The sequence below is a fragment of the Micromonospora sp. NPDC048868 genome, from assembly GCF_043198195.1.
GTDB lineage: Bacteria > Actinomycetota > Actinomycetes > Mycobacteriales > Micromonosporaceae > Micromonospora > Micromonospora reichwaldensis.
Window position 1 is genome coordinate 1 of the sequence record NZ_JBICUN010000034.1, and the last position, 13,658, is coordinate 13,658.

At 72.1% G+C, this 13,658-nt stretch carries 13 protein-coding genes and 1 pseudogene; 4 read left to right on the forward strand and 10 right to left on the reverse strand.

Annotated features, from left to right (window positions below; translation table 11 throughout):
- From ACGFNF_RS29975 to ACGFNF_RS30010, 8 genes and pseudogenes are all read right to left on the reverse strand, one after another.
- A pseudogene (locus tag ACGFNF_RS29975) lies at positions 1 to 185 on the reverse strand (4-oxalocrotonate decarboxylase); the annotation flags it as partial.
- A gap of 55 nt (positions 186 to 240) precedes the next feature.
- On the reverse strand, positions 241 to 1,311 hold the full coding sequence (gene dmpG / locus ACGFNF_RS29980; RefSeq protein WP_393172255.1) for a 4-hydroxy-2-oxovalerate aldolase: 1,071 nt from the start codon (positions 1,309 to 1,311) through the stop codon (positions 241 to 243).
- Complete coding sequence (locus tag ACGFNF_RS29985; protein ID WP_393172257.1) at positions 1,308 to 2,249, reverse strand: acetaldehyde dehydrogenase (acetylating); 942 nt, start codon at positions 2,247 to 2,249, stop codon at positions 1,308 to 1,310. Before ACGFNF_RS29985 ends, dmpG begins: the two co-directional genes overlap by 4 nt.
- Positions 2,246 to 3,040, reverse strand: a complete 795-nt coding sequence (locus tag ACGFNF_RS29990; RefSeq protein WP_393172259.1) for a 2-keto-4-pentenoate hydratase — start codon at positions 3,038 to 3,040, stop codon at positions 2,246 to 2,248. The genes ACGFNF_RS29985 and ACGFNF_RS29990 overlap by 4 nt, the downstream gene beginning before the upstream one ends.
- A 175-nt stretch (positions 3,041 to 3,215) precedes the next feature.
- The gene (locus tag ACGFNF_RS29995; protein WP_393172287.1) at positions 3,216 to 4,697 is read right to left on the reverse strand and encodes a 2-hydroxymuconic semialdehyde dehydrogenase; all 1,482 of its coding nucleotides are present in this window, start codon (positions 4,695 to 4,697) and stop codon (positions 3,216 to 3,218) included.
- 23 nt (positions 4,698 to 4,720) lie between these two features.
- Complete coding sequence (locus tag ACGFNF_RS30000; RefSeq protein WP_393172261.1) at positions 4,721 to 6,058, reverse strand: FAD-dependent oxidoreductase; 1,338 nt, start codon at positions 6,056 to 6,058, stop codon at positions 4,721 to 4,723.
- Positions 6,055 to 7,362 (reverse strand): kynureninase, encoded by a 1,308-nt coding sequence (kynU, locus tag ACGFNF_RS30005; protein ID WP_393172263.1) that lies wholly within the window; start codon positions 7,360 to 7,362, stop codon positions 6,055 to 6,057. The genes ACGFNF_RS30000 and kynU overlap by 4 nt, the downstream gene beginning before the upstream one ends.
- A gap of 20 nt (positions 7,363 to 7,382) precedes the next feature.
- On the reverse strand, positions 7,383 to 8,282 hold the full coding sequence (locus ACGFNF_RS30010) for a tryptophan 2,3-dioxygenase family protein (protein WP_357578352.1): 900 nt from the start codon (positions 8,280 to 8,282) through the stop codon (positions 7,383 to 7,385).
- A gap of 179 nt (positions 8,283 to 8,461) precedes the next feature.
- On the opposite strand from ACGFNF_RS30010, the gene ACGFNF_RS30015 reads away from it, so the two are divergent.
- The 3 genes from ACGFNF_RS30015 to ACGFNF_RS30025 all read left to right on the forward strand — a co-directional run bounded on the left by ACGFNF_RS30015 (position 8,462) and on the right by ACGFNF_RS30025 (position 10,389).
- A complete protein-coding gene (locus ACGFNF_RS30015; protein WP_393172265.1) occupies positions 8,462 to 8,917 on the forward strand; it encodes an Lrp/AsnC family transcriptional regulator in 456 nt (151 codons plus the stop codon).
- Between the two features lie 89 nt (positions 8,918 to 9,006).
- Entirely contained in the window at positions 9,007 to 9,528 is a 522-nt protein-coding gene (locus ACGFNF_RS30020) for a hypothetical protein (RefSeq protein ID WP_393172267.1), read from the forward strand.
- A gap of 12 nt (positions 9,529 to 9,540) precedes the next feature.
- Positions 9,541 to 10,389, forward strand: coding sequence for a class F sortase (locus tag ACGFNF_RS30025; protein WP_357578355.1), 849 nt, complete (start codon positions 9,541 to 9,543; stop codon positions 10,387 to 10,389).
- Between the two features lie 43 nt (positions 10,390 to 10,432).
- Here ACGFNF_RS30025 and ACGFNF_RS30030 read toward each other — a convergent pair whose 3' ends face one another.
- Positions 10,433 to 10,990, reverse strand: a complete 558-nt coding sequence (locus ACGFNF_RS30030) for an HNH endonuclease (protein WP_132239323.1) — start codon at positions 10,988 to 10,990, stop codon at positions 10,433 to 10,435.
- A gap of 398 nt (positions 10,991 to 11,388) precedes the next feature.
- Positions 11,389 to 12,234 carry an alpha/beta hydrolase gene (locus ACGFNF_RS30035; RefSeq protein WP_393172270.1) on the reverse strand — a complete coding sequence of 282 codons (846 nt, stop codon included), beginning with the start codon at positions 12,232 to 12,234 and terminating at the stop codon, positions 11,389 to 11,391.
- 150 nt (positions 12,235 to 12,384) lie between these two features.
- Here ACGFNF_RS30035 and ACGFNF_RS30040 point away from each other — a divergent pair, with 150 nt between their 5' ends.
- Positions 12,385 to 13,437: a mechanosensitive ion channel family protein gene (locus ACGFNF_RS30040; RefSeq protein ID WP_393172272.1), complete on the forward strand. Its 1,053-nt coding sequence runs from the start codon at positions 12,385 to 12,387 to the stop codon at positions 13,435 to 13,437.
- Positions 13,438 to 13,658 lie beyond the last annotated feature (221 nt).

Sequence of the window (13,658 nt, forward strand, 5' to 3'; positions counted from 1 at the left end):
AGGCCCATCTTCAACCCGACCAGCCGCTCACCGCGGTCGAGGCGACGCTGGATCAACGCGGTCTGCACCCCGTACGCCGCATCCACATCCAGACCCGTCTCCGCAGCAAGCTGCGGAATGGCGGTGGCGGTGTCCGCCGCCACGCCGAGGCGCTCGGCGATACCCGCAGTGTCCGGCCCGATCATGGCGTCTCCCTCGTTCGCGACTGCGCGGCTCGCACGCCCGGCTCAATCCTCACGCTCACTGTGCCGCGCCCGTCTGCGCGCGACCGTCGGCGAGGTCCAGTGCCACGTCCACGATCATGTCTTCCTGCCCGCCGACCATGCGGCGGCGACCCAACTCGACCAGGATCGAGCGCACGTCCACCCCGTACTTGTCCGACGCCCGCTCCGCATGCCGCAGGAAACTCGAATACACCCCCGCATAGCCCAGCGACAAGGTCTCCCGGTCGACCTGCACCGGACGGTCCTGCAACGGACGCACAATGTCGTCAGCGGCATCCATCAGCGCGAACACATCACAACCATGCTCCCAGCCGTGCAACTCGGCGACGGCGACGAACACCTCCAACGGCGCATTACCCGCCCCCGCACCCTGCCCCGCCAGCGACGCGTCCACCCGCACCGTGCGCCCCGACGGCGAACCCAGCGGCCCGTCGCCGAGGATCCGCCCGTGCTCGACGGCGATGACGCTGTTGGCGACGCCGAGGGAGAGGTTGTGGTGGGCGTGGATACCGATCTGCGTGCTCGGCTCCAACACCTGCCGGTACGCGTCCACCCGCTCGGCGACGTCGGACATGAGCAGTCGGCCGCCGGAGTCGGTGACGTAGACGCAGTGCGCCCCGTACGACTCCATCAACTTCGCCTGCCCCGCCAGACCGGCCGGATCGTTCATATGCGACATCATCAGGAACCCGGACACGTCCATGCCGTTCTCCCGCGCCCACGCAATGTGCTGCGCCGAAATGTCGGCCTCCGTGCAGTGCGTCGCGATGCGCACACTCGTCACCCCGAGCGCCTTCGCCGCCTTCAAATCGGCGATGGTGCCGATCCCGGGCAGCAGCAGCGTCGTCAGCTTCGCGTTCGTCATCACCTCAGCCGCCGCCGAAATCCAGTCCGCGTCACTGGCCGCACCATGGCCGTAGTTCACACTCGACCCCGCGAGGCCGTCACCGTGCGCCACCTCGATCGCCGCCACCCCAGCCGCGTCCAACGCCGCCGCGATCGTGCGGACCTGCTCGACCGTGTAGCGGTGGGCCACGGCGTGCATGCCGTCGCGCAACGTCACGTCCTGGATGTACAGATCAGTCACGACAGCACCCCCGAAGCAGCCTCGGAACGCACCGCCACCAGCCGTTCCGCCGTGCGCAGCGCCGCCGACGTCATGATGTCCAGATTCCCCGCGTACGCCGGCAGATAGTGCCCCGCGCCGGAGACCTCCAGGAACACCGACACCTGCAACCCGCTCAGGTGCCGACCCAACGACGGCACGTACGCATCGACCCGGTCGAACTGCACGTCCTGCTTCAACCGGTACCCCGGCACGTACTCCTGCACCGCCGCCACCATCCGCCCCACCGACGCGGCGATCGCCACCCGATCGGCGTCGGCGTCCTCGCACAGGCAGTACACCGTGTCACGCATCAACAACGGCGGATCCGCCGGATTCAACACGATGATCGCCTTACCACGCTGCGCGCCACCGACCACCTCGATCGCCCGCGCCGTCGTCTCCGTGAACTCGTCGATGTTCGCCCGCGTCCCCGGCCCCGCCGACCTCGACGCGATCGACGCGACGATCTCGCCGTACGCCACCGGCGTCACCCGACCCACGGCGGCGACGATCGGCACGGTCGCCTGCCCACCACACGTCACCATGTTCACGTTGCGCTCACCCAGGTGCTCGTCCAGATTCACCGGCGGCACCACATACGGACCCACCGCCGCCGGCGTCAGATCCACCACCAGCCGACCATGCGCCGCCAGCACCGCATCGTTGTAACGGTGCGCACCCGCCGACGTGGCATCGAACACCAACTCCACATCCGCGAACTCCGGCATCGCCACCAGGCCATCGACACCCTCGGCAGTGGTCGCCACACCCAACCGCCGGGCCCGCGCCAGACCATCGGAATCGGGGTCGATGCCCACCATCGCCACCATCCGCAGCGACTCCGACAACCGCAACACCTTGATCATCAGATCGGTGCCGATGTTGCCCGACCCGATCACCGCCACACCGGTGGTCACGACGCCTCCTTCGAGAAGCACGTGCGGACAGAGCCCAAGCCGGAGATCCGCGCCTCGTACGCCGCACCCGCCGTCACCGGCACCATCGGACCGAGCGCCCCGGACAGCACCACATCCCCGGCACGCAGCGGATCACCGGAACGTGCGAGGGTCTGCGCCAACCACTGCACCGCATGCAACGGATTACCCAGGCACGCCGCGCCCGCTCCGACAGACACCGGCTCACCAGCCTGTTCGAGGACCATCCCGCACAGCCGCAGATCCACATCCGCCAGCCGGCGCGGCGTCGTGCCCAGTACGAACAGGCCGCTGGAGGCGTTGTCCGCCACCGTGTCCACGATCGAAATGTCCCACCCCGCCACCCGCGAATCCACGATCTCGATCGCCGGCAGCACATGGTCCACCGCCCGGATCACGTCCGCGCCGGTGATCCGCTCGTCGGGCAGGTCCGCGCCCAGGACGAACGCGACCTCCGCCTCCACCCGGGGCTGCAACAGCCGGCCCACCGGCACCTCAGCCCCGTCGGCCACCGCCATGTCATCGGTCAACACCCCGAAATCCGGCTGGAACACACCGAAGCTCTCCTGAACCGCCCGCGACGTCAGCCCGATCTTCGCGCCCACCCGCCGGTGGCCGCGCTGCAACCACTGCCGCACCTGAAGCTGCTGCACGAGGTACGCCGACGTAACGTCGCCCTCCGGCAGCAACCGCCCCCGCAGCGGCGCACACGGCTTACCGTCGTCCCGCGCGCCAGCCAGCTCCCGCGCCGCCGCCTCGTAATCAACGCTCATGTCAGCTCCCCACTCCACTCGGAGCCGCTACCGACAGCCGCGGGTCGACCGGAAGCCGGACGGACACCCCGCGACACTGAGGCCGGCGTCCAAGCGCATACCGGCCCGATGCGCCCGACCCACGATGTACTCGCCACGTCCACCACACCCGCGACGCCGATACGAACGCCGCCGCTCATGTCAGGTCCACGCAGACGTTGGTCAACTCGGAGTAGAAATCGAGGGAGTGCACGCCGCCCTCGCGCCCGATCCCGGACGCCTTCACCCCACCGAACGGCGTCCGCAGGTCCCGCAGGAACCACGTGTTCACCCACACGATCCCCGCGTCCAACCGCATACCGGCCCGGTGCGCCCGACCCACATCGCGCGTCCACACCGCCGCCGCCAACCCGTACTCCGTGCCGTTCGCCAACGCGAACGCCTCATCCTCATCGTCGAACGGCGCCACATGCACCACCGGCCCGAAGATCTCCTCGCGATTGGTCCGCGCATCCGCACCCAACCCCGTCAACACCGTCGGCTGCACATACGCACCACCATCACGGGCGTCACCGAAGGCCGGCACGCCGCCCCCGGCCAGCACCTGCGCGCCCTCACCACGAGCCAGGTCGTAATAGCCCAACACCTTCTCGCGATGCTGATGCGAGATCAGCGGCATGTTCACCGTGGCCTCGTCGGCGGGCCATCCGAACGACAGCTCACCAGCCCGCTGCGCGAGCCGGGCCGTGAACTCCTCAAACACCGGCCGCTGCACATAGACCCGCTCGGTACACAGACACACCTGACCACCATTGGTGAAACTCGACCGCACCGAACCCGCCACCGCCGCGTCCAGATCCGCGTCCGCGAAGACCAGCCCGGCGTTCTTGCCACCCAACTCGAACGACACCGGCCGCACCCCATCGGCAGCCGCCCGCATGATGGCGCTGCCGGTCGACGACTCGCCGGTGAAGGTGATCGCGTCGACATCCGGATGACGGGTCAGGAACTCACCCGCCGAATCCGGACCGAAGCCGTGCACCAGGTTGAACACACCCTCCGGCACCCCCGCGGCGGCCATCACCTCCGCCAACAGGGTCGCCGAGGCGGGCGTCTCCTCACTGGGCTTCACGATCACGGCGTTACCGCAGGCAAGGGCGGGGGCGACCTTCCAGGTAAGCAGCAGCAGCGGCAGGTTCCACGGCACGATCACCGCCACCACACCCACCGGCTTGCGCACCGCATAGTTCAACGCCCGGCCACCGGTCGGGGTGACCGTGGTGAAGGACTCCGTCGGCGCCGTCGCCACGATCTCCGCGAAGGCACGGAAGTTCGCCGCACCACGCGGAATGTCCAGAGTGCGCGCCTGCGAAATCGACTTGCCGGTGTCGGCGACCTCGGCGGTCACCAGGTCGTCGAAACGACGCTCCAACTCGACGGCGACCCGACGCAACACCTCGGCGCGCTCCCGCTCCCCCATCCGGCCCCACGGCCCGCGCAGCGCGGCCCGCGCGGCGGCGACCGCGTCGTCCACACACGCCTGGTCGGCCTCCACCACCTCGAAGACCGGCTCACCGGTGACCGGACTGCGCTTCGTGAACCGCCGCCCCACATCGACGAACTCACCACCGACGAAATTGCGCAGGAGCGGCGGGCCGTCGGGCGCCCGCCCGGCCATCAGCCGGGGATCCCAGGTCACGGTCATCGACGCCTCCCTCGGCTGATCGTGAGGCCGACCGCGCCGGCCAGCAGCGCCACGGCCCCGGCGGCCACCGCCCCGAGCAGGCGGTGCTGCCGGCGGACCCGGCGACGCACCTCCGCGTACGGGGTGGTCGAGAAGGACACCAGCTCGTAGCGGGAGACGTACCGGCCCGGCAGCACCCGCTCCAGCGCGTGCTCGACCTTCCGGCCGGCCTGGAACAGCGGCGAGGCGACCTTGTCCCGCATCTCCACGAAGTTCGCCAGCGCCATCTGCGCGATGGCCTCGGCGTTGGCCTGCCGGCGCTGCTGGAACAGCGGCAGCGTTTCGGACCAGTCGTCGGCGCACTCGTCCAGGCAGCGGTCCAGCTCGACCACGTCCTCGAAGGCGCAGTTCGCGCCCTGGCCGTAGAACGGGACGATGGCGTGTGCCGCGTCGCCGAGCAGGCCGACCTTTCCGTACGCCTGCCAGGGGGTGCAGCGGACGGTGCCGAGCACGCCCACGGGGTTGTGCTGGTAGTCGTCGACGAGGCCCGGGGCGAGCGGCGGCAGGTCCGGGTAGTGCTCGGCGAAGTGCCGCTCGATGGCCGCCGGGCTGCCCAGGGAGGCGAAGCTGGCGGTGCCGTGGGTGGGCCAGAAGAGCGTGCAGGTGAACGAGCGGTCCGGGTTCGGCAGCGCGATCATCATCGAGGTGCCGCGCGGCCAGATGTGCAGCGCCTCCGGGTCGAGGGCGAAGTCCCCGCCCAGCGGCGGGATCGTCAGCTCCTTGTAGCCGTAGTCGAGGAAGTCCACGCTCTCGGTCAGCAGCCCGTACGCCAGCAGCTGCCCGCGCACCGCGGAGCCGGCGCCGTCGGCGCCGAGGACGACCGACGCGGTGGCCGCGACCGTGCCCTGCGGGGTCTCGAAGGTCATCTCGCCGCTGGTCGGATCGAGCCCGACGAGCCGGTGGTCGAAGGCGACCCGCACCCCGGGCAGGCTGGTGGCCGCGTCGAGCAGGGCGTTGTTCAGCGCGCCCCGGCTGATCGAGTTGATCGCCCGGTCGCCGGCGGCGCTGTACGACTGGAACTGCGCCTCGCCGTCGACGGGGTGGATCATCCGGCCGCGCATCGGCAGCCCGTCGGCCAGCACCTGCTCGTCGAGGCCGATGCGGCGCAGCGCGTCCAGGCCCCGCTCGGAGAGCGCCAGGTTGATGGAGCGTCCCCGCTCCACCGTGCCGGTGCGCGGGTCGGGCCGCCGCTCGTAGAGCGCCACCGGGTAGCCGCGCCGGGCCAGGAAGCAGGCCAGCAGGCAGCCGGCGAGGCCCGCGCCGACGACCGCGATCTCGTCCCGCTGGTCGGTCATGAGTTCACCTCCACCGTGGCGGCCAGCGCGTCGGCGACCCGCCAGCAGTCGTGGAACGTGGAATAGAGCGGCACCGGGGCGAACCGGATGATGTCCGGCTCCCGCGCGTCGGCGATCACGCCGTGCTCGTGCCGCAGCCGCTTGGCCAGCCCGGCCGCGCTGCCCGCGCCGATGCGCACCGAGAGCTGGCAGCCGCGCCGCTCCGGCTCGCGCGGGGTGACCACGGTCAGCGGACGGTTCGCGGTCACCTCGTCCAGCAGCTGAGCCAGGTAGCCGGTGAGCCGGACGCTGCGCTCGCGCAGCGCGGGCATCCCGACGGAGTCGAAGAGCTCCAGCGAGGTACGCACCGGACCCATCGCGAAGATCGGCGGGTTGGAGATCTGCCACGCCTCGACGGTGGCCGGCGGCCGGGAGACCGGGGTCATCTCGAACCGGGTGGCCGCCTCGGTGCTCCACCAGCCCTCGAAGCGGGGCAGGTCGGGGTCGCCGAGGTGCCGCTCGTGCACGAAGACGCCGGCCAGCGCGCCGGGGCCGGAGTTCAGGTACTTGTAGGAGCACCAGGCGGCGAAGTCGACGTCCCAGTCGTGCAGGGCGAGCGGGACGTTGCCGGCGGCGTGCGCGAGGTCCCAGCCGACCACGGCCCCCGCCGCGCGGCCGGCGGCGGTGATGGCCGGGATGTCCATCAGCTCACCGGTGAGGTAGTTGACCCCGCCGAGCAGCACCAGCGCCACCGTGTCACCCTCGGCGGCCAGGTAGGCGGTCACGTCCTCGGTGCGCAGGGTGTCCTCGCCGGCGCGCGGGCGCAGCCGGACGACCGTGGTGTCCGGGTCGAGGCCGTGGAAGCGGGCCTGGCTGCGCACGGCGTAGCTGTCCGAGGGAAAGGTGCTGTCCTCGATGACGATCCGGGTGCGCGCCCCGGCCGGCCGGTAGAAGCTGACCATCAGCAGGTGCAGGTTGACCGTCAGGGAGTTCATCACCACGACCTCCGCCGGGGCGGCGCCGACCAGTCGCGCGGCCGGCGCCGTCAGCAGCTCGTGGTACGGCAGCCAGGGCCGCTCGCCCTCCAGGTGTCCCTCGACGCCGAGGCGGCTCCACGCGTCCAGGTCGGCGGCGAGCTCGTCGCGGGTGGCCCGGGGTTGCAGGCCGAGGGAGTTGCCGGCCAGGTAGGCGGCCTCGGGGTACCGGCCGCCGTCGGCCGGCGGCACGTGGAACAGGTGGCGGTGCCCGGGATCGGCGGCGTCGAGGCGGCGCGCCTCGGCCTCACCGGCGGCGAAACCGGACGGATCGGATGCGGGGGTGGTCATGGGGTCGTCTCGCTCTCGGGTCACATCGCTGTCCGGGCCGACCACAGCTCGGGGAAGACCACCCGGGCCATGCTCCGCTGCAACCACGCCAGTCCGGCGGAGCCGCCGCTGCCCACCTTGGCGCCCATTGTGCGCTGCACCGCCTTGACGTGGTGCTGCCGCCAGTCGCCGAACTGCTCGGCCACCTCGGTCAGCGCCTCGCCCAGCATCCGCAGGTGGTTCTCCGGCCCGGGCTCGGCGTAGATCCGCACCCAGGCGGCCTCCACGGCGGCGTGCGGCTGGTGCTCGGCGTTGACGTCCCGGTCGAGCAGGTCGGCCGGCAGGTCGTGGCCGTGCCGGGCCAGCAGGGCGACCACGTCGTCCCAGAGGCTCGGCGCCGCCAGGGTGGCGCGCAGCTCGGCGTGGACGTCGGTCTGCCGCCGGAACGGCCGGATCAGCGTCTCGTCGCGGAGACCGAGCAGGAACTCCAGATGGCGGTACATCGCCGACTGGAAGCCGGAGCCCTCGCCCAGCAGGTTGCGGAACCGGTTGAAGTCGGCCGGGGTCATCCAGCGCAGCCCGTTCCAGGCCGCGTTCAGCCCCTCCAGGTGCAGCGCGGCGCGGCGCAGCGGGGCCAGCGCGTCCCACACCCGGTCGGCCCGCAGCAGCCGCTGCGTCTCACGCAGCTCGTGGCAGGTCAGCTTGAAGTACAGCTCCATGATCTGGCTGACCATCAGGAAGGACATCTCGCCGGGGTCGTCGCTCAGCGGCTGCTGCAGCTGGTGCAGCGTGCTGGCGTGCACGTACGCGTCGTACGGCACCCGCTCGGCGAACTCCAGCGTCGGTTCGCCGCCGTTGCGGGCGGCGCGGGCCGCGCGCTGCCGCGGGGTCACCGGGCGCACCGCCGCCTTGGCGGGTACGCGCACGTCCGTCTGCTCCACCGGTGGCCTCCCTCTGCTCCGTCACCCGGGACGGCCGACGGTCGGCCGTTTTCGGGATGTCGACATGATGTCTCGGCGGAACCCCCGGATGGAATGCCGGATCAACGGCGCTCACCCCGTCTGACCTGCTACGCAGAAGGCATGAGCCGGATTCGGCTTCGAGAAAGTAAGGTCGCCTCATGGACGACATGGACTGGGCGCTGCTGCGGGAACTGCAGGCCGACGCGCGCCTCTCCTTCAGCGAACTCTCCCGACGGGTGCACCTGTCGCCGCCGGCCGTGGCCGAGCGGGTGCGCCGGCTGGAGGAGTCCGGGGTGATCACCGGCTACCACGCCCACGTCGACCTGACCCGGGCCGGCCGCACCGTGGTCGCGCTGATCCGGATGTCCTGTTACGGAGCGCGGTGCATCCTGCGGGACCCGGACGTGGCGAACTGGCCCGAGATCCTGGAGATCCACCGGATCACCGGCGACGCGTGCAGCATGCTCAAGGTGGCCGCCGGGTCGATCGACGACTTCGAGGGCGTCATCGACCGGCTCGCCCCGTACGGCCAGCCGTCCAGCACGATGGTGCTCTCCACCCCGCTGGAATGGCAGCCCGTCACCCCGCTGCCCCCCGCCGACCGGCAGCGCTGACCCGCCCCGGGTTTGCCCCCCGGCCAGCGGGAAAGCAGGCCCCTGTTGCCCGGGGAGGATTCCGGTGATCGTCACCGGAAGGGGGGATCATGCCGGTGCTCACAGCGTTCCAACGTGCCCTGACCCGCGCTCTGACCGTCTTGGGGCTGGTCGGGGCCTTCGTCCTGACGACTCTCGCACCCGCCTGGGCGGGTGAGAACACCTTCGTCGAGGTGGTGCCCAACAGCGCGCAGGCCGGCACCCGGGTCAGCATCCGGGCCGGTTGCGACAACGCCAACAACCGCCAGGCCGACGTGCACTCCGACGCCTTCGGGCGGGTGATGCTGCGGCCGGACAACGGCTTCCTGACCGGCCAGGTCACCATCCCGGGCAGCAAGGAGCCCGGCGACTACCCGGTGGACCTGCGCTGCGACAACGGCAAGACCGCGACCACCACGCTCACGGTGCTGAGCATGGAGCAGCCCAGCAAGGGCCCGGCCACCGGGGGCGGCGGCACCGCCGGCGCCTCGGGCACCGGCTCGATGCTGATGATCGGCGGCCTCGCGGTCGTGGCCCTGGCCGTGGGCTTCGGCTTCTTCGGCAACCGCCGCCGGACCGGGTCCGGTTCCTGACCCGCCGTCGCCATGGCCGGCTCCCTGAGGCGTACCAGGCGATCGGATCCGGGCCGGGTCCGGGCGACCACCCGGCGGGCGCTGCGGGCGTCCCGCCGGGCGGCGGCCGCGACCGCCCGCCGGCTGCGCCGGGTGGCCGGGGAGGCGGTGTCGGCGAGCGTCGCCACCACCGACCCGGCCGCCGGTCCGCTGCCCGCCCGACCCCGCTACCGCCGGATCCCGGCCGGCCGCCGGCTGGCCCCGGGGCGGGGGCCGGGCCTGCCGGTGCTGGTGATCGGGACGTTGATGGCGCTGATCGTCACGATGCTCGGCGTGGAGCGGATCGCCGGCGTGAGCGTGCTGCCGGAGCGGTTCCTCGCGGGGCTGCGGCCCGCGCCGAAGAAGTTCCCGGTGCTGCCCGCCAGCCGGCCCGTCGGCATCGCCATCGACCCGATCGACGTCCGGGCGCCCGTGCACGGGGTCGGCATCGCCCCGGACGGCAGCATCGCGGTGCCGGACGCCGCCCGCGCCCAGGAGGCCGGCTGGTACGACCAGGGCCCGACTCCCGGGCAGTACGGCCCGGCGGTGATCGTCGGGCACGTCGACACGACCAGCGGGCCGGCGGTCTTCCACAAGCTGCGGGACCTGGACGACGGTGACCGGATCGAGGTCGCCCGGCAGGACCGTTCGGTGGCCGTCTTCGAGGTGGACTCCGTCGAGCGCTTCGACAAGGACCGGCTGCCGGTGGACGAGGTCTTCGGCGACTTCGACCGCCCCCGGCTGCGTCTGATCACCTGCGGCGGGCGCTGGGTGGGCGGGGAGACCGGTTACGCCGACAACGTGGTGGTCTTCGCGTCCCTGGTCCGGGCGCGCACGACGTGACCGGCCCGCCCGCGCGCCGGGTCGTGCGGGCGCGGGCGACGGGTCAGGCGGCCTCGGGCTCCCGGCTCAGGCGGCCTTCGGGCTCGCGCAGGTCGAGCCAGTCGGACCAGCGGGGGTCCGGCGCCCGGTGGCCGAGCACCCGCCAGGCGGTGCCCTTCGGGGCCGCCGGCAGCGCGTGCAGCCGCCAGCCCAGCTCGGCCGGCGTCTTGTCGCCCTTGGTGTGGTTGCACCGGGCGCAGGCCGCGACGACGTTCTCCCAGGCGTGCCGGCCGCCCCGGCTGCGCGGGAAGACGTGGTCGATGGTCTCGGCGGGCCCCCGGCAGTAGGCGCACCGCCAGCCGTCCCGGGCGAAGATGGCGCGGCGGGAGAGCCCGACGTGGGTGCGGTAGGGCACGCGTACGAAGCGGGTGAGGCGGACGACCGACGGCACCGGCAGCGCGTCGCGGGCGCTGTGCAGAATGCCGTCGCCGTCGGCGACGCAGACCGCCTTGGCGGAGAGCACGAGGATGGCGGCGCGGCGCACCGACACGACACACAGCGGCTCGTAGGTGGCGTTGAGGACCAGCGCACCGGAGCCCACCGTGGGTCGTATGTCAGGCATCGCGTTCACCCTCCCGGTTCAGCGGCCCCCTGCTCGCCACCGCCGACCGGAAACGGGCGCAGTCGCCCACCACGGCCGACGCCGGCCGGATCACCGACGTCCGTGCGCCCATCGTCCCTGATCGGCTCCCGGATTGCACGCACTAATGTCGGAAGCCGGCCAGGCATCACCCGGAAACGGGCGGATCCGCCCCTGAGCAGGGGCGGACTCCCCGGCGCCGCTCGCCGCCCGGCACCCGCCGCCCATTCCCACGCGCCGCATTCCGGGCCCCGATGATCATGTTTACGCATTGAAGCCGATGAACGCGATCACGATGATTTGATCAATGCCGCACCGGCGGGTGCGACCTCCCGCGCGCATCATCGGCCGCGCCGGGCGTCGATCGGCCCACCGGCCCGTCAGACCCGGGCCAGGGAGGAGAGCAGTGCTGCGGTCTCCCCGGGGCGGACCAGCACCGCGGCGTGGCTGACGTCGAGGGACCACACGTCGAACGGGTTGTCGGGGGTGAGCGCGTCGGCGTCGGCGATGAACCGGTCCTGGAGCGCGATCGGCATCGACCGGTCGGCGGTGAGCCGCAGGTAGGTGCGGGGGACACGGCCCCAGGTCTGCGGGTCGGCCCGCTCCTCGCCGGCGTCCAGGCTCTCGTCCGGCTCCAGGGTGTTCAGGTAGCCGTGGAACTCGTCGTCGGTGCCGTCGGCCAGGATCGCCTCCCGGAGGGTGGCGAGCAGCGCGGGGTCGGCGGTGCGCCAGTTGAACCGCAGCGCGCCGAGTTCCATCGGGTTCGCGGCGAGCAGGCCGCCGACGCCGTTCAGGGCGCTCGACGCGTTCTCCGCCGAGGCCTGGTAGCCGGCCGGGGTGTCGGCGGCACAGCACCACGCCGAGATGTAGACCAGCCGGTCCAGCAGCTCCGGGGCGGCGTTGGCGACCCCGGTCAGGGTGAGCCCGCCCCGGCTGTGGCCGACCAGGATGACCGGTCCGTGCTCGCGTACCCGCCGCACGACGTCCAGGACGTGGGCCACGTTGTCGGCGTGGCCGACGCCGGCCATCGCGCTCGGCGCGGCCGCCAGGGCGGCGAGGTCCTGCGGGGCCTGGTACGCCGCCGGGAACGTCGCGCCGAAGCCGTGCCCGGGCAGGTCGACGGCAAGCGAGCGGTGCCCCCGCAGGGCCAGCTCCCGCTGCATGGGCGCCCAGGTGAACGAGTTGCTGCCGGCACCGGGCACGAAGACGAAGGTGGAAGCTGTCATTTGATCATGATAGTTGCGCCGTCAGCTCGTACTCCCGGGGTGCCACCTGACCGGTGCGACCGCGCCCGGCCGGCACGCGCCACCGGGGGCCGGGTCACGACGCGGAGGGTCGGGGGGTCGGGGCCCCGCCGGGTGCGGTACGAAGACAGCGTGACCGCTGCCAGCCTGACGCCGCCCGCCCTGCCCGCCGTCGAGGCGCCGGACCCGGCTCCGTCGCCGACCTGCCTGGACGACGCCCTCTGCAAGAGCGTCTACGACATGACCGGCTCGGTGTGGTTCGCCGAGGGCAGCTACTGGATCCTGCTCAAGCCGCTGCGGATCGTGATGATCCTGCTGCTGGCGGTCGCCGCCCGGTGGCTGGTGCACCGCACGATCCGCCGGCTGGTGCGCACCACCACCGACGCGGGCGTGCCGACCATGCTGCGTCCGCTGCGCGAGCGGATCCCCACCGCCGCCGTCGAGCCCGGCGAGTTCGTTCCGGAGCGGCGCCGGCAGCGGGCCGAGGCGATCGGTTCGGTGCTGCGCAGCCTGAGCACCGCGTTCATCTTCGGCATCGCGCTGCTGATGATCCTCAAGGAGTTCAGCTTCGACCTGGCCCCGCTGCTGGCCAGCGCCGGCATCGCGGGCGTGGCCCTCGGCTTCGGCGCGCAGAGCCTGGTCAAGGACCTGATCGCCGGCCTGTTCATGCTGATCGAGGACCAGTACGGCGTCGGCGACACCGTGGACCTCGGCGAGGCGACAGGCGTGGTGGAGTCGGTCGGGCTGCGGGTCACCACCGTCCGCGACGGGCGGGGCGTGCTCTGGTACATCCGCAACGGCGAGATCGTCCGGGTGGGCAACAAGAGCCAGGGATGGGCCCTGGTGGTGGTCGACCTGCCGATCGGCTTCGCCGGCACGGAGGAGGCCACTGCCGTGCTGCGTACCGCCGCCGCCTCGGTGGCGATCGACCCCGACCTGGCACCGGAGATCGTCGAGGCGCCGGAGGTGCTGGGCGTCGAGCAGATGACTGTCGACGGCGCGGTGATCCGTACGGTGGTCAAGACGTCCGCGGACGGGCAGTTCGCCGTGGGCCGGGAGCTGCGTCGCCGGCTCGCCGAGGCGCTGGAGAACTCCGGCATCACCGCGAAGATCGCCGCCGCCCGGTTCTACCCCGGCATGCCGGTCCCCACCCCCGGCGAGACCGGGCAGGGCGGCGCCACCTGAGGCGCCCAGAACGCCGGGCGGCGGGGGTCGCGAGCCGGGTGGCCCCTCGGGTATCGTCCGTTCGTTCAGTCGGAGATGCGACGATCAACCCCTTCGCCCTAGCCACTCGTCGGACGATCGGGCAAAATCCGGTGCAACGCGCTCCCCCGGAGCGTGATCACGTCCTCGCTGATCCGTAGATCTGACGACGGTTCCCGGGCCGTCCATCACGAGTGGCCCGC